General features: G+C 63.9%; 22 protein-coding genes. 11 read left to right on the top strand and 11 right to left on the bottom strand.

The window, feature by feature from the left end:
• Positions 1–9 precede the first annotated feature (9 nt).
• The 6 genes from Q7J44_RS08735 to guaA all read right to left on the bottom strand — a co-directional run bounded on the left by Q7J44_RS08735 (position 10) and on the right by guaA (position 6060).
• Positions 10–879, bottom strand: a complete 870-nt coding sequence (locus Q7J44_RS08735) for an ATPase (protein ID WP_304878949.1) — start codon at positions 877–879, stop codon at positions 10–12.
• A gap of 109 nt (positions 880–988) precedes the next feature.
• On the bottom strand, positions 989–2077 hold the full coding sequence (locus Q7J44_RS08740) for an outer membrane protein transport protein (RefSeq protein ID WP_304878951.1): 1089 nt from the start codon (positions 2075–2077) through the stop codon (positions 989–991).
• A gap of 97 nt (positions 2078–2174) precedes the next feature.
• Positions 2175–3086 (bottom strand): DMT family transporter, encoded by a 912-nt coding sequence (locus Q7J44_RS08745; protein ID WP_304878953.1) that lies wholly within the window; start codon positions 3084–3086, stop codon positions 2175–2177.
• 41 nt (positions 3087–3127) lie between these two features.
• Complete coding sequence (locus tag Q7J44_RS08750) at positions 3128–3406, bottom strand: putative quinol monooxygenase (protein WP_304878954.1); 279 nt, start codon at positions 3404–3406, stop codon at positions 3128–3130.
• A complete protein-coding gene (locus tag Q7J44_RS08755) occupies positions 3403–4395 on the bottom strand; it encodes a zinc-dependent alcohol dehydrogenase family protein (protein ID WP_304878956.1) in 993 nt (330 codons plus the stop codon). Before Q7J44_RS08755 ends, Q7J44_RS08750 begins: the two co-directional genes overlap by 4 nt.
• Before the next feature lie 96 nt (positions 4396–4491).
• Positions 4492–6060, bottom strand: coding sequence for a glutamine-hydrolyzing GMP synthase (gene guaA, locus Q7J44_RS08760; RefSeq protein ID WP_304878958.1), 1569 nt, complete (start codon positions 6058–6060; stop codon positions 4492–4494).
• Positions 6061–6260: 200 nt separating this feature from the next.
• Here guaA and Q7J44_RS08765 point away from each other — a divergent pair, with 200 nt between their 5' ends.
• Positions 6261–7808 (top strand): trimethylamine methyltransferase family protein, encoded by a 1548-nt coding sequence (locus Q7J44_RS08765; protein ID WP_304878960.1) that lies wholly within the window; start codon positions 6261–6263, stop codon positions 7806–7808.
• Between the two features lie 45 nt (positions 7809–7853).
• Here Q7J44_RS08765 and Q7J44_RS08770 read toward each other — a convergent pair whose 3' ends face one another.
• Complete coding sequence (locus Q7J44_RS08770) at positions 7854–8132, bottom strand: DUF6477 family protein (protein ID WP_304878962.1); 279 nt, start codon at positions 8130–8132, stop codon at positions 7854–7856.
• A 226-nt stretch (positions 8133–8358) separates the two neighbouring features.
• Between Q7J44_RS08770 and Q7J44_RS08775 the strand changes: the two genes are divergently transcribed.
• Positions 8359–9477, top strand: a complete 1119-nt coding sequence (locus tag Q7J44_RS08775; RefSeq protein ID WP_304878964.1) for a DUF6456 domain-containing protein — start codon at positions 8359–8361, stop codon at positions 9475–9477.
• 143 nt (positions 9478–9620) lie between these two features.
• Positions 9621–10571 carry a lipoyl synthase gene (gene lipA, locus Q7J44_RS08780; protein ID WP_370692974.1) on the top strand — a complete coding sequence of 317 codons (951 nt, stop codon included), beginning with the start codon at positions 9621–9623 and terminating at the stop codon, positions 10569–10571.
• A 139-nt stretch (positions 10572–10710) separates the two neighbouring features.
• Here the strand turns inward: lipA and Q7J44_RS08785 are convergent, their stop codons facing one another.
• Complete coding sequence (locus tag Q7J44_RS08785) at positions 10711–11163, bottom strand: type II toxin-antitoxin system RatA family toxin (RefSeq protein WP_304878966.1); 453 nt, start codon at positions 11161–11163, stop codon at positions 10711–10713.
• A gap of 63 nt (positions 11164–11226) precedes the next feature.
• Between Q7J44_RS08785 and hpt the strand changes: the two genes are divergently transcribed.
• From hpt to Q7J44_RS08800, 3 genes are all read left to right on the top strand, one after another.
• Complete coding sequence (hpt, locus tag Q7J44_RS08790) at positions 11227–11775, top strand: hypoxanthine phosphoribosyltransferase (protein WP_304878968.1); 549 nt, start codon at positions 11227–11229, stop codon at positions 11773–11775.
• Positions 11772–11939: a hypothetical protein gene (locus Q7J44_RS08795; RefSeq protein ID WP_304878970.1), complete on the top strand. Its 168-nt coding sequence runs from the start codon at positions 11772–11774 to the stop codon at positions 11937–11939. The genes hpt and Q7J44_RS08795 overlap by 4 nt, the downstream gene beginning before the upstream one ends.
• An 80-nt stretch (positions 11940–12019) precedes the next feature.
• Positions 12020–12910, top strand: a complete 891-nt coding sequence (locus Q7J44_RS08800) for a cytochrome c (RefSeq protein ID WP_304878972.1) — start codon at positions 12020–12022, stop codon at positions 12908–12910.
• 72 nt (positions 12911–12982) lie between these two features.
• On the opposite strand, the gene Q7J44_RS08805 is transcribed toward Q7J44_RS08800, so the two are convergent.
• Genes Q7J44_RS08805 through Q7J44_RS08815 form a run of 3 tightly spaced genes read right to left on the bottom strand, consistent with a single transcriptional unit; the run spans position 12983 to position 15083 of the window.
• Positions 12983–13459 carry a CinA family protein gene (locus Q7J44_RS08805; protein ID WP_304878973.1) on the bottom strand — a complete coding sequence of 159 codons (477 nt, stop codon included), beginning with the start codon at positions 13457–13459 and terminating at the stop codon, positions 12983–12985.
• Positions 13456–13962 (bottom strand): phosphatidylglycerophosphatase A, encoded by a 507-nt coding sequence (locus Q7J44_RS08810; protein WP_304878975.1) that lies wholly within the window; start codon positions 13960–13962, stop codon positions 13456–13458. The genes Q7J44_RS08805 and Q7J44_RS08810 overlap by 4 nt, the downstream gene beginning before the upstream one ends.
• Positions 13959–15083, bottom strand: a complete 1125-nt coding sequence (locus Q7J44_RS08815; RefSeq protein WP_304878976.1) for a bifunctional 2-C-methyl-D-erythritol 4-phosphate cytidylyltransferase/2-C-methyl-D-erythritol 2,4-cyclodiphosphate synthase — start codon at positions 15081–15083, stop codon at positions 13959–13961. Before Q7J44_RS08815 ends, Q7J44_RS08810 begins: the two co-directional genes overlap by 4 nt.
• Positions 15084–15265: 182 nt before the next feature.
• Here Q7J44_RS08815 and dusB point away from each other — a divergent pair, with 182 nt between their 5' ends.
• From dusB to Q7J44_RS08840, 5 genes are all read left to right on the top strand, one after another.
• Entirely contained in the window at positions 15266–16258 is a 993-nt protein-coding gene (gene dusB / locus Q7J44_RS08820; RefSeq protein ID WP_304878978.1) for a tRNA dihydrouridine synthase DusB, read from the top strand.
• Positions 16255–17364, top strand: a complete 1110-nt coding sequence (locus Q7J44_RS08825) for a nitrogen regulation protein NR(II) (RefSeq protein ID WP_304878980.1) — start codon at positions 16255–16257, stop codon at positions 17362–17364. The genes dusB and Q7J44_RS08825 overlap by 4 nt, the downstream gene beginning before the upstream one ends.
• Positions 17364–18731 (top strand): response regulator, encoded by a 1368-nt coding sequence (locus Q7J44_RS08830; protein ID WP_304878982.1) that lies wholly within the window; start codon positions 17364–17366, stop codon positions 18729–18731. Before Q7J44_RS08825 ends, Q7J44_RS08830 begins: the two co-directional genes overlap by 1 nt.
• Before the next feature lie 102 nt (positions 18732–18833).
• The gene (locus tag Q7J44_RS08835) at positions 18834–21095 is read left to right on the top strand and encodes an ATP-binding protein (RefSeq protein ID WP_370692975.1); all 2262 of its coding nucleotides are present in this window, start codon (positions 18834–18836) and stop codon (positions 21093–21095) included.
• Between the two features lies 1 nt (position 21096).
• On the top strand, positions 21097–22509 hold the full coding sequence (locus tag Q7J44_RS08840; protein WP_304878986.1) for a sigma-54 dependent transcriptional regulator: 1413 nt from the start codon (positions 21097–21099) through the stop codon (positions 22507–22509).
• The last annotated feature ends 20 nt before the right edge of the window (positions 22510–22529 follow it).

A 22529-nucleotide genomic window follows, 5' to 3' on the forward strand; every position in this document is an offset into this window, starting at 1 on the left:
TGGGCCGGATCAGCGCCGGTCAATGGCGCGCGCGATCAGGCGGTTGAAGTCGTCGGGTGTGGTGACGGTTGTCACCTCTTCGGCGGTGACCGTCACGCCCCGGTCTGCCATCGCGGCATAGCGCGGTTGGCGGTGGGCCAATGCGCGGGCGTAGGTCCAGCGCACGAAGTGATCAGGGTCGCAGGTTTCCTCGGATTTACCGTAGGTTGCGCGGTATTCTTCCCACGCAGACTGAAGAAAGCCGGGCTGGTAATACATCGGCTTTGGCGCGCGGTCAAACCGGCGGACAAGCTCTGCCGTGTGGTCGTCCGAGCCCTTGATCCAGATCAGCAGCAAAGTTTCCGACAATTGTCGCAAGACCGGATCATCGGCAGCTTCGGGATCGACCACTTCGCAGATTGACCCCGAGGTGTCGCAGACAAAATTCGGATAGCCGTAAAGATCTTCGGCACGGGCAATGAAATGCGCGGTGTCCAGCATCGCCGCCACCTCGGCTTTGCGGTGCTGTTCCTGGCGCATCATGTAATCGGCAAAGGGCAGGCCGCCGCGTGCCGGATCGCCGGGCTTGCCCAGATAGGTCGACAGCGGGGCCAGATTATCAAAGGTGATGTTCGACGCGATATAGACGGAATCGGTCATCAAAAGTTCGCGCAGCAGCGGCACCTTCATCGCCTCGCGCTTGAAATTGTCGGCGATGAATTCGTTCATGTAGCGGGTGCCGATCCGGTAATCGACGGAATAGTGGAACCAGCCGCCGGCATTGGGCGCGGTGTCGCGCAGCAGGTTCGACAGGTGGGTCTTGCCCAGACCCGACATGCCAAACAGCAGCACCCGCTTGCGCGGGCTGCCCAGATAGTCTGCGCCGCTTGCATAGATCATCACCGACCCCCAAAGATGCCGCCCGACAGTTACCGCCCTGCGCCCGCACCTTCAATGCAAAACCCGCCCCGGTGAGGGGGCGGGTTTGTGGTCTGTGCGGCAGGGCAGATCAGAAGGTGAAGCCGACTTTCATGCCGACGCCGACCGCTTTGTTGCCGGTAAAGCTGCTGTTGCCCGACAGCGCCGTCGCATTGCCGACATCGACATAACGCACGCCTGCGGTGACCTTCATGTTCTGATGGGTATAGGTGCCGCCGATCTGAATGCTTTTCTGACCATCGGTCGGCCCAAGATTACCGACGTTGCCGCCGTGGTGCTTTTCATAGCCGATGGAGATGGCACCCGAAAACGCATCACTGAACTTGCGGCCGACACCGATGTTATAGGTGATGGTGTCGTGGCTGTAACTGACCAGCGGGTTGGCGGTGCCGGCATCCGGGGCTTCCAGACGGGTTTCGCTCCAGTCCATCCAGCGGATCGAGCCGAAGACCAGCGTATCCGCCGCAACACCGGACTGGAAATCCAGCGTCAGCGACTGCGGCAGTTTGACGACGGTTGACCCGGTGATCACGCCACCCGCTGCGAAAGCAGAAAAGCCAGACGCTTCCAGAGTGTGCGAGGTTTCCGACGCATAGGTCAGGGCAACACGCAAGGCGATGTCGGGCCGTTCATAGGCCCCGCCGATCAGGTAGCCGATATCCCGGTCGTTGGCGAAGGTCGCGTTGTAGAAGTTCGTGCCGCCGTTGAACAGGCTGACATTGCCACCAATCCCGACAGACCGCACACCACCATGCACCGACAGCGCATCGTTGAACTTGTAGCGACCGACAATGGCGAGCGTATCGCCGCGCAGCTTTGCGTTCGATCCACGGATCGGGTACAAGCCGTCGGCGGGATAAGACACATCTGCGCCGAAGGTCGGGTCAATGGTCAGGCCCAGCGAAATCTTGTCCGACAGGTCGGTTTTGAACGCCAGCCCGACGGTGCTGTAATTCTCGGTCACGTTGCCGGTTGTTACGGCGGAGTTGGCAATCAGCGCCCCCGACACCTTTGGCCGGACCGCGCCAAAGCTCAGTTCGGCATAATTGCCGCGCTCAAACATGAAGCCCAGCGGCGTGGTCGACCGCTCAAACCCGCCCGCCTGTGCAGTGGTTGCCGTGGCCGCCACAGCGGCGGCTGTGATCAGTATCTTTTTCATTTTGTCCTCATCCCGCATGAAGGATTTCCCCTGCGCTGATGCTATTTGACGCAGGTTAATGCGGTCAATCAATGACGCCGCGTCACAAAGTTTTCATTCAGCGGGGGTGTGTCTTTCGGGTCTCGGACCGGATGTTGATCCAGTTTGCAAAGAGAATCAGGGCAGCACCGGCAAAGAGCAGCGCCTCCAGCTGCTCATTGTACAAAAGTGCGCCGGCCAAAGCCATCAGCGGCAGGCGGGTGAAGTCGATCGGCATGACAAAGGTGGCGGGGGCCAGACGCAGGGCAGAGGTCAGGCACAGATGCGCCAGCAGGCCGGTCACCCCGATCACCGCCAGCCATGGCGCGGTGGCTGTGGTGGGCCAGGTGATCTGGCCGTCCCATGCCGCCAGCACCGCGCCGAAGGTGAATTGCATCACCGTCAGCCAGAACAGGATCGACAGGATGGTCACATCGCGCGCCAGCCGCTTGGTGGCGATATTGGTGGCGGCAAAGCACACCGCCGCCCCGGCTGCGGCCAGAACGCCCACGTTCAGCGCGTTGAAGTCGGGGCGCACCACGATCAGGATGCCGACAAAGCCAAGGCCCGCCGCAAGCGCACGCGGCCCGGTGATCCGCTCGCCCAGCAACAGGGGCGACAGCAGGATCACCCAGAGCGGCGAGGTGAACTCGATGGCGATCAGCTGCGCCAGTGGAATCATGGTCAGCGCCCAGAACCACAGGTTCTGCCCGGTGAAATGCACCACATTGCGCAAGCCGTGCCCGCCAAGCCGGTTCGTGCCTATGTCGCCCAGACGGCCCATGGCGGCGGCGACCCCCACGACCAGAAAGAAGCTGACAAAGGACCGCGCCGCCATGATCTCGAACGTGTCATGCACGCCTTGCAACTGCCGTCCGGCAATCGCCATGCCGCTGAACGACACGACAGAGCCAAGCATCCACAGCGCTGCCGCCACCGGGCGATAGGGGGCGGGGGTCTGTGGGGCGGGGGGAAGGTCAGGGGCGGTCATGCGCCTGTTCTGATGGCAGAAACCCGGACTGTCCAGTGGGTTCAGTCAGGCAGCTCTTCCACCCGGAAATCGCGCAGGATGTGGCGGGTGGCGTCAAACCAGCTGCTTTGCCTTGTGCGGGTTTGATGCGCATCAAAATCCTCACGGGTGCGGAAGGATTCCTGCACATCCCAGACCATCGGGTCATCGGTTTCGCTGACATCAAACGACAGACAGCCGGATTCGCTCCGTGACAGGCGGGTATGCTCGGCCAGATGCTGGCGCACGGTCTGCGCCTCATCCTCCGACAAGCAGATCAGATGGCCTTTCAGGCGGATCATTGCGGCACCACGATGGCGCGCACCTCGCCCGCCGGGGCGGGGTGTGCGATGGCGGCAAGCGCCTCGGGCAGGGTCAGCAGGCGGGAGATCAGGGGGACGACGCTGATGGTGCCGGCGGCGATCATTTGCGCCGCGCGGGCATGGGTGAATGGATTAAGAAAGCTGTGCAACATCTGGATTTCCCGGAACAACAGGTCAAAGGGTTCTATCCTGACCCGGGTGCCTTTGGCCAGCACCCCAAGGATGACGATCCGCCCGCCGGTCGCAGTCAGCGCCGGGGCGGCTTCAAGGGTGTCCACCACGCCCGCACATTCGATGACCGCCTCCGCGCCCTGCGGCCAGATCTGCAGCGCCTGCTCTGGCGTGGCCGCCACATGATCCGCCCCCAGCGACAGCGCCAGATCCTGCTTGGCACGGCTGCGGGTCAGCATCAGCACCTCGGCCCCGGCAGTGCGCGCCAGTTGCAGGGCCAGCAGGCCGATGACGCCGCCACCGATGATCAGGCAGCGTTCTCCCGCGCGCAGGGCGGCGCGGTCCATCCCGTGCAGCGTGCAGGCGAGCGGTTCGCAGAAGGCGCCGTGATGGGGATGCAGATCGTCGGGCAGGGCAATGGCATTGCGCGCCGGGAACAGGGCGCGGGGGGCAAAGCCGCCATCGCGGCCCACGCCGGTGGGGCGGTTGTTGGGGCACAGGTTGGGGCGTCCGCGCAGGCAGTGCGGGCAGGTCAGGCAGGGGATGTTGGGGTCACAGGTGACGCGGGTGCCGGGGGAAAGCGCCACACCCGCGCCGGTGGCGGTGACGATGCCGCTGAATTCATGGCCGAGGGTGACGGGTGGGGTGCTGGGAAATTCGCCCAGGTAAAGGTGCCGGTCGGTGCCGCAGATGCCTGCGGCCTCGACGCGGATCAGCACCTCGCCCGGGCCGGGGACGGGTTCGGGAACCTCGTCGAGCCGCAGATCGTGGGTGCCGTAAAGCCTGAGTGCCTGCATGTACCATCCCCCTCTGGCCAGAGGGTGACGGTGCCCGGCTGTTCCGGCAAGGGGTGGCAGGACGATTTTTCGGCGAAAAATCGTGGCTGCCCCCGGTCACTCCAGCTCGATGGTGCCCGGCGGCTTGCTGGTGCAGTCGTAGAACACCCGGTTGATGCCCGGCACCTCGTTGATGATCCGGGTCGAGGTTTCGCCCAGAAAATCATGGGTGAACGGGTAGTAATCGGCGGTCATGCCATCAACGCTTGTCACCGCACGCAGGGCGAGGGCGAAATCATAGGTGCGCCCGTCGCCCATCACGCCCACCGTGCGCATCGGCAGGATGGCGGCAAAAGCCTGCCAGATCTCATCATACAGCCCATGCTTGCGGATCTGGTCGATATAGACCGCATCGGCCTTGCGCAGGATGTCGAGCTTTTCCACCGTGATCTCACCCGGGCAGCGGATGGCGAGACCGGGGCCGGGGAAGGGGTGGCGGCCGATGAAGCTGGCGGGCAGGCCAAGCTCGCGGCCAAGCGCGCGCACCTCATCCTTGAACAGCTCGCGCAGCGGTTCGACCAGTTTCAGCCCCATCTTTTCCGGCAGCCCGCCGACATTGTGGTGCGATTTGATGGTGACCGACGGACCGCCCGAGAAGCTGACCGATTCGATCACATCGGGGTAGAGCGTGCCTTGCGCCAGAAACTTTGCGCCGCCTACATCGGTGGCGTGTTTCTGGAACACGTCGATGAACAGCCGGCCAATGGTCTTGCGCTTGATTTCGGGGTCGGAGACCCCTTCGAGCGCGCCGAGGAACAGCTCGGATTCGTCAGCATGGATCAGCGGCATGTTGTAATGGTCGCGGAACATGGTAACGACCTGTTCCGCCTCACCCAGCCGCAGCAACCCGTGATCGACGAACACGCAGGTGAGCTGGTCGCCGATGGCTTCATGGATCAGCACGGCGGCGACCGAGGAATCGACGCCGCCCGACAACCCGCAGATCACCTTGGCATCGCCGACCTGGTCGCGGATCTTGCGGATCGCTTCCTCACGGTAGGCGCCCATGGTCCAGTCGCCCTTGAAGCCGGCCAGCTTCACGAAATTCTCGTACAGCTTCGCGCCCTTGGGGGTGTGGTGCACCTCGGGGTGGAACTGCACGGCGTAGAAATGCCGCGACGGATCGGCGGTGATGGCAAAGGGCGCATTGGGCGAGGTGCCGAACACCTCAAACCCCGGGGCGATTTTCGACACATGGTCGCCGTGCGACATCCAGACCTGTTCGCGCCCGCCGGTGGTGTTGGGATCAAACCAACCGTCGAGCAGCGCCAGACCCGCACCGCTTGGCGTGACGTAAGCGCGACCAAATTCAGCGGTGCCATGGCCGCGTTCGACCAGACCGCCGAGGCAATGCATCATCACCTGCTGGCCATAGCAGATGCCCAGCACCGGCACGCCAGAGGTGAACACCGTTTGCGGCGGCATCGGCGCGCCCGGCGCGAACACCGAGGACGGGCCACCCGACAGGATCACGGCCTTTGGCGCGAAATTGGCCAGAAAGGCATCGTCAACCTTGTTGAACGGATGAATCTCGCAATAGACATTCAACTCGCGCAGGCGGCGCGCGATCAGCTGCGTTACCTGAGAGCCGAAGTCGATGATCAGAAGGCGGTCATGTTGGGTCATGCGCCCGCATACGATGACCAATGGCCGACAGGCAAGAGGGTGAGACGCAGGAAGATGAGTATTTGGGTCAAGATGAAGGCGGATCGACGGGAGGGCAGGCCGGGGGCATGTCGTTTTTGGGCCACAAGCGACGGAAACAGGGTTTGGGTCAGCCGGCTTTGGCGGCATAAGGGCGACAAGCAGGCTTTGGAGGGTCGGATATGAGCGATGTTGCGGTTGAAGGGCGCCGTTTGCGCGGCGGCGGCGGATCGGCCCGGCGGGCAGAGCGCACGGCGGTGTCTTTGGAGACCGCAAAGTTCATCCAGCGCAACATCCCGAATTTCGAGATCCTGAACGCCGAGGCGCTGGAGATCATCGAATGGAATGCCGATACGGTTCTGGAAGAGATCGGCGTCAATTTCGTGGAAAACCCCGATGCCCTGGCGTTGTGGAAGGCGGCTGGCGCAGATGTGCAGGGCGAACGGGTGCGCATTCCGCGCGGTCTGGCGCGCAAGCTGTGCGCGACGGCCCCGTCCAGTTTCACCCAGCACGCCCGCAACCCGGCGCGCAACGTGGATATCGGTGGGCGCAATCTGGTGCTGGCCCCGGTCTATGGTCCGCCCTTCGTGCGCGACATCGAAGGCGGGCGGCGCTATGCCACCATCAATGATTTCCAGAACTTCGTGAAGCTGGGCTATATGTCGAAATGGCTGCACCATTCGGGCGGCACGGTGTGCGAACCCACCGATGTGCCGGTGAACAAGCGCCATCTGGATATGCTGCACGCGCATATGACCCTGTCGGACAAGCCCTATATGGGATCAGTCACCGAGCCCAGCCGGGCGGTCGATTCGGTCGAGATGTCGAAGATCCTGTTCGGGTCGGATTTCGTCGACCAGAACACGGTGATGACCAGCCTCATCAACATCAACAGCCCGCTGACCTTTGACGGCATCATGATGGGCGCGCTGGAGGTGTTTGCAAAGGCGGGTCAGGCGTCGATCATCAGCCCGTTCATCGTGGGCGGGGCGATGGCGCCGGTCACGGTGGCGGGCACGCTGACGCAGGTTCTGGCCGAGGTTCTGGCCGGGGTGGCCTACAGTCAGCTGGTGCGCCCCGGTGCGCCGGTGATCTTTGGCGCCTTTGTGACCAGTATCGACATGAACTCCGGCGCGCCGACCTTTGGCACGCCTGAGGCCGCGCATATCACTTATGGCGCGGGCCAGCTGGCGCGGCGGCTGAACCTGCCCTACCGTTCGGGCGGGAGCTTCTGCGGGTCAAAACTGCCCGATGCGCAGGCGGCCTATGAAACCGCGAACAGCCTGAACATGGCCCTGCTGGCGGGCGTCAACTTCATGCTGCACGCCTGTGGCTGGCTCGAAGGCGGGCTGGTCAGCTCTTATGAGAAATTCGTCATGGACGCCGATCAGCTGGGCACGCTGCACCATCTGGCGCAGGGCGTGATGATGGACACCAACGGGCAGGCGATGGAGGCTTTGCGCGAAGTGGGGCCTGGCGGGCATTTTCTGGGCTGCGAACACACGCAGGCCAATTTCAAATCGGCATTCTGGCGGTCGGATGTGTTTGACTACAAACCCTTCGAGACCTGGGCCGAAGAGGGGGCGCGCGACACACAGGCGCTTGCGGCGGAACGGGTGAAAAAGCAGCTGTCGGATTACCAGCAGCCCGTGCTTGACCCCGGTATCCGTGAGGCGCTGGACGCCTATGTGGCACAGAAAAAGGCGTCCATGCCGGACGCCTTCATCTGACCCGGTCAGCGGCCTGCCCCTTTGGGCGGGCCGCTGAACACTCGCTCAGGTGCGGGGCAGCACCAGCCGGGATTCGGCCAGAAGCGCAATCAGCACCTCGATATGCCGGGTGAGCGAATAGCCGGCATCGCCGCGCTGCCGGGTTTCCTCCAGCCGGTCTTCCTGCGACAGCAACTGACACACCGCCGCCTCATACGAGGCGGGCAGGTCCACCAGTCGTTTCAGGTCGCGGTCGCGCCGGTAATCTGACTGGCCGAACCTTGCCGCGCGCATCAACAGGGATGGGCGGCGCAGGTCGGCAAGGCGGGTGCGGACATCAGTCATGGGCAGGCTCCTTCTTGCTTCCGGGACAGCCTAATTCACACAACTTAGCGTTGCATTTTATGTGGATAACCGCGCGGTCGGTTTGAAATCACTTCACTTTATTCATCAAATATCCACAGGTCCGCCGAAATCCACCCGTTCCATTAACCAATGCGTAACCCGTTCCGTTCAGGTTGAATTAACCATGAAATGGCCAGGAAACCGCACGGCGGCATCGGAAACGAAGATGACATCGAACCTGTCCGCTGACTTTACCCTGCCCGCATGGCTGCCCAATGACGTCCGGCTGTATCTCGACCATACCGGGGTCGGCGTGCCGTTCCGCGAACTGGCCCGTCGTCAGGGGGCGCATGCCTCTACGGTGATGCGCCAGATCCGGCGCTGCGAAGCCCGCCGTGAGGATCCGCTGGTGGACGAAGCCCTTGCCCTTCTGGGCGACAGGTCGATGGCCCCAGACAATGAGGAGGATCCTGCCATGACCGCGTCTGTTGCCCCCCGATCGCTGAACCTCGACGAAGCCACCCTGTCCCGCGAGGGCCGCCGCATTCTGCGCCGGATGGCAGAACCGGGGGCGGTTCTGGCCATCGCCCCCGACCTGAACAAAGCCGTCGTGCTGCGCGAATTTCCCGACGGGCAGCAGGCCCGCACCGGGGTGGTCGACCGCGCCATCGCACAGGCCTTTGCGCTGAAAGACTGGATCGCCTGCCGCAAGAAGGGCCGGGTCACCACCTATGAGATCACAACGGCAGGCCGGGCCGCCCTCAAGCGGATGATCGACGAGAGCGATCTGGCCCGGCAGGCCCAGCACAGCGGCATGGCCGAGGCCGCCATGCCCTTTGCCGCCCAGCACCGGATCTGGGATGACCGCCAGATCGAAGAGGGCGGGGCGTCACGCCGCATCCGCTATAACCTTGCCGAAAGCCCGCTGGCGGCCCTGGGGCGGCGGCGCGACAAGGATGGCCGGCCGTTTCTGGAAAACGATCTGATCCGCGCCGCTGAACGGCTGCGCGAAGATTTCGAGCTGGCGCAGATGGGTCCGCGCGTGGCGCAGAACTGGGAGCGTTTCCTGACCCCCGGCGACCGCGGCGGCTTCCGCCCCGATGCTGGGCATGGCGAAGGCCCGACCCGCGCCCGCGACCGGGTGGCGGCAGCATTGCGCGATCTTGGCCCCGGTCTGGGCGATGTGGCGCTGCGGGTGTGCTGCTTTCTCGAAGGCATCGAGACGGCGGAAAAGCGGATGGGCTGGGCCGCCCGGTCCGGCAAGATCGTGCTGCGGATCGCGTTGCAACGCCTGCGCCGGCATTATGAGGAAGACACCTGCGCGCAGAGCCAATACATCGGCTGACCCCACAGGACTGGCCGGGGCAGGGGCCTTGCCCCGGCCCCGGCCTGCCATGCGCTGCGCGCAACCCCTTGTGCCCGCAGCGCCGGTTGTGTGCGGGGCGGGATCGGGCTAGACAGGTGTCAGCATGCATTGTGGAGGCCCCCTTGCGCGATCTGACCATTCCCGACCAGCGGCACCCGGAAAAGGCGCATCGTGCCGACAATGCGCAGCCCAAAAAGCCTGACTGGATCCGCGTGCGCGCCCCCACCTCTGAGGGTTACAAGCGCACCCGCGACATCCTCAAGGAAAAGAAGCTGGTCACCGTCTGCGAAGAGGCGGGCTGCCCCAACGTGGGCGAATGCTGGTCACAGGGCCACGCCACCATGATGATCATGGGCGAGATCTGCACCCGTGGCTGCACCTTCTGCAACGTCGCCACCGGCAAGCCGCAAACGCTTGATGCGTTTGAACCCGGCCGGGTGGCCCATGCGGTGGCCGAACTGGGGCTGAACCATGTGGTGATCACCAGCGTGGACCGCGACGATCTGGATGACGGCGGGGCCGAGCATTTTGCTCAGACCATCCGCGCCATCCGCCACCGTGCACCCGGCACCACGATTGAAATCCTGACCCCGGATTTCCTGAAATGCGCCCCTTCGGCGTTGGAGCGTGTGGTCGAAGCGCGGCCCGATGTGTTCAACCACAATCTGGAAACCGTGCCCGGCCTGTATCTGGAGGTGCGCCCCGGCGCGCGCTATTTCCACTCGCTGCGCCTGCTGCAAAGGGTCAAGGAGCTGGACCCGACGCTGTTCACCAAATCCGGCATCATGGTCGGTCTGGGCGAAGACCGCGCCGGTGTGCTGCAGGTGATGGATGACATGCGCAGCGCCGATATCGATTTTCTGACCATCGGCCAATACCTGCAGCCCACCCCGAAACACCACCGGGTAGACCGCTTCGTCACCCCCGATGAGTTCAAAAGCTATGAGACCGCGGCCTATGGCAAAGGCTTTCTGATGGTCTCTGCCACCCCGCTCACCCGCTCTTCCTATCACGCGGGCGACGATTTCGCGCAACTGCGCGCTGCGCGTCTGACAAAACTCGGCCGGGGCTGATCACCACCCCCGGCTCTTTGGCTTTGCAGCTTTTCCAAATACTCCCGCCGGAGGCATTTGCCCCGAGGAGACACGCCCCTTGGCGTGCGACGAGACAAAAACAATGCGCCGCAGGCGCTCTATCAGATCAACGCAGGTCTCAGCGCCGCCCGTACAAGTCTGCCGCGCGGCGCTCAAAGGCGCGCACGATCCGCAGCATCGCCTCGTTGAACACCACCCCGATGATCCCTTGCAGGATCGCATTGCGGAACTCGAAATCGACAAAGAAATCGACCTCGCAGCCGCCCTCCGCGTCCCGGAACTTCCATGTCGACCGCATGTGCCGGAACGGGCCGTCCAGATATTCGGTCTCGATCCGCTTTTCCTGCGGCCACAGCACCACGCGGCTGCCAAAGCGTTCGCGGAACACCTTGAAGCTGATCACCAGATCGGCCTCCATCACCTCGGACCCGTCGGGCGCCTGCGCGCGCGACCGGATGCGGGCGGCGGAATTCCAGGGCAGGAACTGGGGATAAGACCCGACATCGGCCACCAGATCATACATCTGTTGCGCGCTATAGGGCAGAAAGCGGGTTTCGGAATGGGTTGGCATCGCAGTATCCGTGACTTGTTCCGTGCTTTTGGGTAGAAAGCGCACAGAAATCAAGGGGACGCCATGACGCAACGACCTTATGTGATCGATCAGATGATCAGTGCCAAATCCATCGCCGCCCGGGTCGAGGCGCTGGCCCGCGACATCACCACGCATTTTTCGGGCACCGACAAGCTGGTGGTGGTGGGGCTGTTGCGCGGGTCTTTCGTGTTCATCGCTGACCTCGTACGCGAACTGGACCTGCCGGTCGAGGTCGATTTTCTTGAGGCGTCAAGCTATGGCGACTCGATGCACTCGTCCCGCGAAGTCCGCATTCTCAAGGACTTGCGTGGCGAAATTGCCGGGCGCGATGTGCTGTTGGTGGAAGATATCGTCGACACCGGCTTCACGCTCAGCCATGTCATCCACCTGCTCAAGGCCCGCGAACCGGCGCGGCTGAAGGTCTGTGCGCTGCTCGACAAACCCACGCGGCGCGAGGTGGCGGTCAAGGCGGACTGGACCGGATTTGAGATCCCCGATGAATTTGTCGTGGGCTATGGCATCGACTTTGCCCAACGCAACCGCAACCTGCCCTTTATCGGCAAGGTGCGCTTTACGGATGATGCGCCGTGAACCCGGTCTGGCTGATGCGTATGGCGCGCTGGGTGCGCAACCCGCCGTCGCCGGCGCGGGTCAAGCTGGTGGTGGGCGTGGTGCTGGTCTGTTTTTTGATCTTCGGCGTCGAATATTTCTGGGGCTGGCCCGAGGCATTGACGGTGCAGAAGGTCAGGCCCTGACCGGCTTGCCAGAAAGGTGATGCCCTGGCCGCGCAGAATGCGCTAGCCTTTGCCTGATGCCGCGACCCAAAGGAGTGCCCATGCGCCGCCTGTTTCTGTTTATGCTTGTCGCGGCTGTGCTGGGGGCCGGGGTGTTCTGGTCCGTCACACGGCCAGACCCGCTGCCTGCGGATCATTTCGCCGGGCTGACCGGCGATGCGGTGCGGGGCGGTTCGGTGTTTCACGCCACCGGCTGCGCCTCGTGCCACGCGGCTCCGGGCGCGGTGGGTGAGGCAAAGCTGGTGCTGGCCGGGGGGCAGGCCTTTCCTTCCGATTTCGGCACGTTCCTTGCCCCCAACATCAGCACCGACCCGGCGCAGGGCATCGGCAACTGGTCGCTGCCGGATCTGGCCAATGCCATCCAGCGCGGCATCTCGCCGGGTGGGGCGCATTACTATCCGGCCTTGCCCTACTGGTCCTATGCCCGGATGCAGCCGCAGGATGTGGTGGATCTCTACGCCTTTCTGCAGACCCTTCCGGCAGATGCCACCCCCAGTCAGCCGCATCAGGTGGGCTTTCCCTTCAGCATCCGCCGTCTGGTCGGCGGCTGGAAAGTCCTGAACACGGACCGGGATTTCGTGCTGCAGGGCGATCTGACCGAGGCGGAGACGCGCGGCCGCTACATTGCCGAGGCGATGGCCCATTGCGGCGAATGCCACACCCCGCGCAACGCGCTTGGCGGGCTGGACACCAGCCGCTGGATGGCGGGCGCACCCAATCCGTCGGGGCGGGGCACCATTCCCAACATCACCCCGGCGAAACTGGACTGGAGCGAGGGCGAGATCGTGCAATACCTGACCAGCGGCTTCACACCCGACTACGATTCGGCGGGCGGCCATATGGTAGCGGTGATCGAGAACATGGCGCTGCTGCCCGAAAGCGACCGTGCTGCGGTGGCGGCTTACCTCAAAAAACTGCCCGCCGTCGAGTAGCCGCTCCACGCTCCCTGCGGGCGCTTGTCGCTGCCCGGCGATGATGCCCGTCAGGGCGGAAGAGGGTTCAGGTCACCCCTGCCGCAACGCCCGTTCCAGCAGCACCAGCGCATGGGCCACCGTGGCCTGCCGCACCTGTGCGCGGCCAATGGCACCAAACTCCACCGTTTCGGTGATCACGGCTTGCCCGGCATGGGCCAGACCAAAGCACACCCGCCCTTCGGGCTTGAACTCCGACCCGCCCGGCCCGGCAATGCCGGTGACAGACACCGCCAGCCCCACCCTCGCGCGCAGCAGCGCGCCTTGTGCCATCTCGCGCGCCACCTCTTCACTCACCGCGCCGAAACCGGTCAGGCTCTGCGCCTGTACCCCCAGCATTTCGGTCTTGGCGGCGTTGGAATAGGTGACAAAGCCACGGTCGAACACGTCCGATGAACCCGCCACTTCGGTCAGCGCGCCGGCAATCAGCCCGCCGGTGCAGCTTTCTGCGGTGGCAATCCGCAGGCCCTTTGCCCGCGCCAACGCCAGAACCTGTTCCGCGCCGCTCACATCAGCACCCCATGCGCCACGCCCGCCGCGACCAGCACCGCAACCCCGGCGAAGACCCCGGCCCACAGATCATCCAGCATCACCCCCGCCGGATCGCCGCGCCGGTCGGCGCGACCGATGATCCAGGGCTTCCAGATGTCGAACAGGCGGAAGAACAGAAAGGCCGCCACCCAGCCGGGATAAGCCGCCAGCCACCAACCCTCCATCCCCCGCGACCAGAAGGCGGCGGCGGGGAACAGCAGGGCGATCCACTGGCCCGCCACCTCGTCGATCACAATTTCCGAAGGGTCGGCGCCGGGCCGGTCGCGCAGCGCCTGCTGGCAGGCCCAGAAACCGAGCGCCGTCACCGCAACCGTGGCCAGCACCAGCGCCGGAAACCCCAGCAGATGGTCAATGGCCAGCCCCAAAGCGACGGCCACGGCAGACCCCCATGTCCCCGGCGCAGGTCGCAGCAGGCCGACATAGCCAAAGGTTGTAATTGCCCGGATCCCTTTGGCGTTCATGCCCGCACCAGCGCGCAGGTGGCGAGTGCGGCGATGCCCTCTTCGCGCCCGGTGAAGCCCAGCCGTTCCGAGGTTGTGGCCTTGACGCTGATCCTGTCCATATCGACCCCCATGATACCCGCCAGCGCGCTGCGCATTGCCGCCTGATGTGGCCCGATTTTGGGCCGTTCGCAGACCAGTGTCACATCGCAATTGGCGAGTGTATAGCCGCGCGCCGCGACCCGGCTCATGGCATGGCGCAGGAATATGTGGCTGGCCGCCCCTTTCCACTGCGGATCACTCGGCGGGAAGTGCACGCCGATATCGCCCTCGGCCAGCGCGCCATAGATCGCATCGGTCAGCGCGTGCATTCCGACATCGGCGTCGGAATGGCCCAGCAGCGCCTTGTCATGCGCCACTTTGACCCCGCACAGCCAGACGTGATCGCCCGGCGTAAAGGCATGAACGTCATAGCCGTTGCCCAATCTGATATCCATGTCCCGCCCCCTGAGAAGCCTTTCTGCGCGGATGAAATCCTGCGGATAGGTCAGTTTCATATTGTCTTCATCGCCCTGCACGATGGTAACGCGATGACCTGCCCAGCGCGCCACCTCGACATCATCCGCCGCCCCGCCGGGGTGGGCGCGGTGTGCGGCCAGAATCGCCTCAAAGCGAAAGCCTTGCGGCGTCTGTGCCCGCCACAGCCCGTCGCGCGGGGCGGTGCCGGTGACGTTGCCATCGGCCCCGCGCCACAGCGCATCGGTCACCTGCAGGGCAGGGGCCGCGCCCGGGGCCTCATCCAGCGCCCGCAGCACCGCCGCGATCACGGTGGCCGACACCAGTGGTCGGGCACCATCATGGATCAGCACCTTGGTCACGCCTTGCCCCGCCAGCCAGTCCAGCGCGTTTCTTACCGACTCAGCGCGGGTTGCCCCGCCCTCCACCACCTGCAGGCCAAAGCCCGCCGCGCGGTCGCGGTCTTGCGGGTGGATGACCAGAATCACCCGGTCGACCTGTCCGGCAAAGGCGGCGATGGTATGGGCCAGCACGGGTTTTCCGGACAGATCCTGCCATTGTTTGGGCAGATCGCCCCCGGCGCGGGTGCCCCGGCCTGCGGCGACGATGATGGCGGCTGTGGTCATGGGTACCTCTTTGCCCCATGTGCTTAAATCAGGGGGAAGAGTTGCGCAACGTGCGTAGAATTCATCCCGTTTTGATTAAAAAACGTGCACTGCATGTTTTTCAACCGTTTTATTGCCCCTCTGCCTTTGTTATCCCCGCTAAACAGGATTACCTCCACCTCAGGCGCATAAGGATTGTGCAATTGGCTTTGGTGCTCGACAGGCTTGTCATCGACCCTCCGGTGCTGCTGGCCCCTTTGGCTGGCATCACGGATCTGCCGTTCCGCCGGGTTGTCGCCCGGTTCGGGGCCGGTCTGGTGGTGTCCGAGATGATTGCCAGCGAAGATGTGATGCGCGCGCAACCGCTTGCCCGCGCCAAGGCCGAGCTGGGCTTTGGTGAGGCGGCAACCTCGGTGCAGATCGCCGGGCGCGATCCGTACTGGATGGCCGAAGCCGCGCGCTATGCCGAAGCGCAGGGCGCGCGGGTGATCGACATCAACATGGGTTGCCCCGCCAAACGGGTGACAGCGGCGGGCGGCAACGGGGCCTGCGGCTCGGCGCTGATGCGCGACCCGGATCTTGCGCTCGCGCTGATGGAGGCTGTGGTCGGCGCCGTGAACCTGCCGGTCACGCTGAAAACCCGGCTGGGCTGGGATCATGACAGCCTGAACGCGCCCGAGATTGCGGCAAGGGCCGAGGCGGCAGGCATCCGCATGATCACCATCCATGGCCGCACCCGGAACCAGTTCTACAAGGGCAGTGCCGATTGGGCGGCGATACGGGCAGTCAAACAGGCGGTGACCATTCCGGTGATCGCCAATGGCGATATCACCGATGCCGATACCGCCGCCCGCGCGTTGCAACACTCGGGGGCCGATGGCGTGATGGTCGGACGCGGGGCGCAAGGAGCGCCCTGGCGTCTGGCCGAAATCGCCCATGCGCTGTACGGCACCCCGGCGCCGCAGGTGCCACAAGGCCCGGCCCGCGCCGATCTGATGACTGAGCATTATGAGGCGCAGCTGTCGTTCTACGGCCGCAGCCTTGGCATCAAAACCGCCCGCAAACACCTGTCCTGGTATCTGGAGGAGGCGGGGGCCATGACCCACCGCAGCGCGATCCTCACCTCTGACGACCCGGCGCAGGTGATCCGCCTGATCCGCGCCAGCTTTGCTGACCCTGAACAGGCCGCTGCATGACGACCCCGCCGCGCACCCCTTACCGCACGCCCTATCCGGTTCCCGGGGTGATCTGGGCCAGCCTGCCGATACCGGCGGTGCTTCTGGGTCTTGACGGACGCATCACCGAAGTGAACCCGGCGGCAGAGACTTTCCTGAACGTGTCGTCCCGCGCGCTGATCGGGCAGCCGGTGCTGGACCGCCTGTCGATCGACGCCCCGATGGAAGAGGCGTTTTCGCGCGCCCGCGCCAACCAGTCGACCATATTCATCAATGATATCGACGTGACCACCGGCGAACGTGCCCCGGTGCAATGCAACGTGCAGGTTGCCCCCATGCACGACAATTCCGACTTTCTGATGCTGCTGATCAGCCCGCGCGACATTGCCGACCGTCTGGGCCGGTCGATGAGCGTGAAGTCGGCGGCAAAATCCGCCATCGGCATGGCAGAAATGCTGGCGCATGAAATCAAGAACCCGCTGGCGGGCATCTCTGGCGCGGCACAGCTGATCAGCATGAACGTCAATGCCGAAGACCGCGAGCTGACCGATCTGATCGTCGAGGAAACCCGCCGCATCGTCAAACTGCTGGAACAGGTGGAACAATTCGGCAATCTGCGCCCGCCGGACCGGCGCGCGGTCAATATCCATGATGCGCTGGACCGGGCCCGCAAATCGGCACTGGTCGGCTTTGCCGCCCATATGCAGATTGTCGAGGATTACGATCCGTCGCTGCCCGCCACGCTGGCCGATCCGGATCAGCTGATGCAGGTGTTCCTGAACCTGATCAAGAACGCGGCCGAGGCGAGCAAGGGCCAGCCCGGCACCATCCGCTTGCGCACCTTTTACGACCTGTCCTTGCGCCTGCGCCGCAAGACCGGGTCGCCGTCAGTGCTGCCACTGACAATCGAAATCATCGACGACGGCCCCGGCATTCCGCCAGAGCTCGCTGCTGATATCTTTGAACCCTTTGTGTCGGGCCGTGAAAACGGCACCGGGCTGGGGCTTGCACTGGTTTCAAAGATCATTTCCGACCACGAAGGCTGGGTTCAGGTCGACTCGGTGCCAGGCCGCACCGCGTTCCGCGTCTCGCTTCCCGTGGCCCCCAAGAAGATGGAGAGCTACTGATGGATGGCACTGTTCTGGTCGCAGATGACGACCGCACGATCCGCACCGTGCTGACCCAGGCGCTGACGCGGGCGGGGTGCAAGGTGCACGCCACCTCCAGCCTGATGACGCTGATGCGCTGGGTCGAAGAGGGCAAGGGCGATCTGGTGATATCAGATGTGATCATGCCCGATGGCAACGGGCTGGATGCGCTGCCCCGCATCGGCAAAATGCGCCCCGGCCTGCCGGTAATTGTGATCTCGGCGCAGAACACCATCATGACCGCCATTCAGGCCGCTGAGGCCGAGGCTTATGATTACCTGCCCAAACCCTTCGATCTGCCCGACCTGATGAAACGCTCCGCCCGCGCGCTGGAACAAAAGCGCCGCGCGCCAAAACTCCCGGTGCAGCCGCTGCGCGAGGCGGGCGACGATCTGCCGCTGGTGGGGCGCACGCCTGCGATGCAGGCTTTGTACCGGCTGGTGGCGCGGGTGATGAACACCGATCTTGCGGTGCTGGTCACCGGCGAATCCGGCACCGGAAAAAGCCTGATCGCCCGCGCGATCCATGATTTCTCCGACCGCCGCAGCCAGCCCTTTGTGGTGGCGCAGGCTGGTGATCTGCAGGGCATGGAAGGCCCCTCGACCCTGCTGGCCCGCGCCAAGGGCGGCAGCCTGGTGTTTGACGAGGTGGCCGATTACGACGATGACACCCAGGCCCGCATTGTGCGGATGCTTGATCTGATGGGCGATGGCGCGCCGCGCATCATGGCCACCAGTCAGGTCGATCTGTCGGCGCGGATGGAGGCGGGGGCGTTCCGGCAGGATCTGTATTACCGCCTGTCGGGGGTCACCCTGCACGTGCCGTCCTTGCGCGAACGGGTCGATGACATTCCGCTGCTGGCAGACCACTTCCTGACCCGGGGCGAACGCGATGCCGGCACCATCCGCCGCCTGTCGAATGACGCGCGCGATCTGGTGCGCGGCTATTCCTGGCCCGGCAATGTGCGGCAGCTGGAAAACACCCTGCGTCGGCTGATGGTCACATCGTCCGAGGCGGAAATCACGCGCGCCGAGGTCGAATCGGTGCTGGGCAATCAGCCGGTGATGGAGCCGCTGAAAGGCGGCGGCGAGAATGAGAAACTGTCCGCCTCTGTCGCGCGGCATCTGAAGCGGTATTTCGATCTGCACGGCGGCCATCTGCCCCCGGCAGGGGTTTATCAGCGCATTCTGCGCGAGGTTGAGATGCCGCTGATCGAAATCGCTCTGGATGCCACGGCGGGAAATCAGGCCAAATGTGCCGATCTGCTGGGGATCAACCGCAATACCTTGCGTAAGAAGATCACCGACCTCGATATCCGCGTGACACGGAGGCGCAAGCTGATGTAAAACCGCAACATTAGGCGTGTCCTTGCCGCCGATGGCGGAATGGGCGGCTGATGTGGCGGAATGGGCACGCAATGCGTGCCTGCATCGGGGGGCGTTGGCGGAGTGCAGCATGCGTTGAGATCAGCAGCCTGGGAACGGCTGTCGCGCTTGCGCAGGCAACGTCGGGTGCAGACGGCCACCACCTTCGGGCTGGTGTTTCTGGGCCCGGTTCTGGCGGTGTTTACCTTTCTGACGCTGGGGCCGTTCAGCCAGGGGTCGAACAGCCCGGCGCTGCGGCTGGTTTTGCTGGCCGACCTTGTGTATATACTGGTGGTGGCCGCGCTGGTGCTGGCGCGGGTGGCAAAGCTGGTATCAGACCGGCGCAGCCAGTCGGCTGGGTCACGCCTGCACCTGCGCCTGTCGGGGGTGTTTGCGCTGGTGGCGCTGGTGCCGACCGTTCTGGTCGCGGTCTTTGCGGTTCTGACCGTCAATATCGGGCTGGAGGGCTGGTTTTCCGAACGGGTGCGCTCGGTCGTCGGCACCTCACTGGCGGCGGCGCAGGCCTATGACCGGCAAAGCCGCGATGACCTGATCGAGGATGCCACCGGCCTTGCCGCCTATCTGAACGTGGCCAAGCAATCGACCTTCTTTCTGCCCGATGACGGGCTGCGCCCCTTGCTGTCGCAGGGGCAAGAGGCGGTGCAGCGCGGGCTGAAAGAGGCGTTTCTGATCGATGGCAGCGGCACCTTGCTGACCCGTGGCCAGCGGTCCTACCTGTTCGATTTCGAAGAGCCCCCCGCCGACGCGCTGATCCGGGCGCGGACCCAGGGGCCGCAGCTGATTGAGGACTGGGAAAACGATGAATTCCGCGCGATTGTGGCGCTGGAAGCCTATGTCGACCGCTATCTCTACGTCAGCCGCACCGTTGATGGCCAGCTGCTGTCCCTGCTCGATTCCACGCAGGAAACCGTGCGGCTGTACAACCAGCTGGAGGCGGACCGGGGCCGGGTGCTGTTCAACTTCGGCCTGATCTACCTTGGCTTTGCCATCATACTGATCCTTGCCGCCACCTGGATGGGCCTGTGGTTCGCCGAACGCCTGTCAAAACCCGTGGGCCGTCTGGCAGGGGCGGCGCAGCGGGTGGGCGGCGGCGATCTGGATGTGCAGGTCATGGAGGAAAAGGGCGATGACGAAATCGCCATGCTGGGCCGGTTGTTCAACCAGATGACCCGGCAGCTGAAGGGCCAGCGAGAGGCGCTGATTGAAAACAACCGCCAGACCGAACGCCGCCGCCGCTTGTTCGATTCCGTACTGTCCAACGTGACCGCCGGGGTGATCGGGCTGAACTCTGACGGGCAGATAGACTTTGTGAACCGCGCCAGTGAACGCTTGCTCGATATGCCGCAGCCGGGCGATGATCTTTCTCTTGCCGATGCGGTGCCGGAATTTGCGCCGCTGTTTGACCGGCTGCGGGAAAGCAATACGGGCGCGGTGCAGGAAGAGGTGCGGCTGACCCGCAAGGGCAAGCTGGAAAGCCTGCTGGTCCGGATGAGCGTGCGCAGGAGCGATACCGAACGGCTGGAAGGCTATGTGGTGGCGTTTGACGATGTGACCGAACTGGTCAGCGCCCAGCGCATGGCCGCCTGGGGTGATGTCGCCCGCCGCATCGCGCATGAAATCAAGAACCCGCTGACCCCGATTGCCCTGTCCGCCGAACGCATCAAGCGCAAGTTCCGCGATCAGGTCAGGGAACCGGCCGACCTTGAACAGTACACTGACGTTATTGTCAGGCAGACCAATGACTTGCGGCGCATTGTTGATGAATTTTCCAAATTCGCCCGCATGCCCGAACCCGACCGGCGTGACACTGACCTGACCCGTCTGGTCCGCGATGCGGTGACCTTGCAGGAAAGCGGGCAGCCATCCGTGCGCTTTGTGTCCGATATCCCCGACACACCGCAGATGATGGAGCTGGACGCCACCATGATCACGCAGGCGTTGACAAACCTGATCAAGAACGCCGGCGAAGCCATTGAAACCCTGCACGAAAAGGACGCGCCGCAGGGGCATGTGCCCGAGATCCGGGTGCAGATGGCGATGGATGAGGATGGTGTCACCATCCGCATCATGGACAACGGCACCGGCCTGCCACCAGACCGGGCGCGGCTGTTTGAACCTTACGTGACCACCCGCGAAAAGGGCACCGGCCTTGGCCTGCCGATCGTGAAGAAGATTATCGAAGAACATGGCGGCACTCTGGCCCTGCTGGATGCCCCGGTTTTTGACGGACATACCCACGCGGGTGCCATGGCGGAAATCCGTCTGCCACGCCTGACCCGCAAACGGGGGCGTAACAACATGGTCGCACAGGGCCAGGGAGGCTGAGATGAGCATTCTGATCGTAGATGACGAAAAAGACATTCGCGAACTGATCGGGGATATTCTGAAGGACGAAGGCTATACCATTCGTCTGGCAGGAAATTCCGACGATGCGATGGCCGAGATCAACGCCGATCCGCCCAGTCTGATGATCCTGGATATCTGGCTGAAAGACAGCCGGATGGACGGGATCGACATCCTGAAAACCGTGAAACGCGACAACCCCGATGTGCCGGTCGTCATCATTTCCGGCCATGGCAATATCGAAATCGCGGTCGCGGCGATCAAGCAGGGTGCTTACGACTTTATTGAGAAGCCCTTCAACATTGATCAGCTGATGGTGGTGGTCAGCCGCGCGATGGAAACCAGTCGGTTGCGGCGCGAAAACGCCGATCTGCGCCGGCGTGAGGTCACCAGTTCGGAAATGCTGGGGTCCAGCCCCGCGTTCCGCGCGCTCAAGGCGCAGCTGGAAAAGGTGACGAAATCCAACGGGCGGGTGATGCTGACCGGGCCTTCGGGCAGCGGCAAGGAAATGGCGGCGCGCTTCATCCACACCAATTCCAACCGGGCGACGGCACCGTTTATCTCTGTGTCTTCGGCCACGGTCGAACCGGACCGGATGGAAGAGGTGCTGTTTGGCCGCGAAACGCCTGAGCGGGGGATCGAAAAGGGCCTGCTGGAACAGGCGCATGGCGGTGTGGTCTATTTTGACGAAGTGGCGGATATGCCGCTTGGCACCCAGTCGAAAATCCTGCGGGTGCTGACTGAACAACAGTTCACCCGCGCGGGCGGCACCGACAAGGTGCGTGTCGATCTGCGGGTGGTGTCCTCGACCACGCGCGACCTGCGGGTCGAAATCGCATCGGGCCGGTTCCGGCAAGAGCTGTATGACCGGCTGAATGTGGTGCCGATCCCGGTGCCCAGTCTGGAAGAACGGCGCGAGGATATTCCCGAGCTGACCCGCCATTTCATCGACCTTTTCCACCGCACCCAAGGCCTGCCGCAGCGCCAGCTGACGCAAGAGGCGGAAGCCATGTTGCAGACCACCGCCTGGCCCGGCAACGTGCGCCAGCTGCGCAATGTCATCGAACGGGTGCTGATTTTGGGCGAAGCATCCGGCCCGATCGAGGCGACAGAGCTGCCGGGGCAGGAGGCTGCGGTCGAAGGCAATGGCCGTCTGGTGCTGGGGGGTGCCATGGCAACCCTGCCGCTGCGCGAGGCGCGCGAGGTGTTTGAACGCGAATACCTGCTGACCCAGATCAACCGCTTTGGCGGCAACATCAGCCGCACTGCGAATTTTGTCGGCATGGAGCGCAGCGCCCTGCACCGCAAGCTGAAATCGCTGGGCGTCGTGACCACGTCAAAATCCGGTGGACGGTCCGCGCATTTTGACGAGATGGACGACGAGGATGACAGCTGAACCGGCACCGCAGACCCTGG

The sequence above is a fragment of the Pseudotabrizicola sp. genome (genome assembly GCF_030656345.1).
In the GTDB taxonomy this organism is placed as follows: Bacteria; Pseudomonadota; Alphaproteobacteria; order Rhodobacterales; family Rhodobacteraceae; genus Pseudotabrizicola.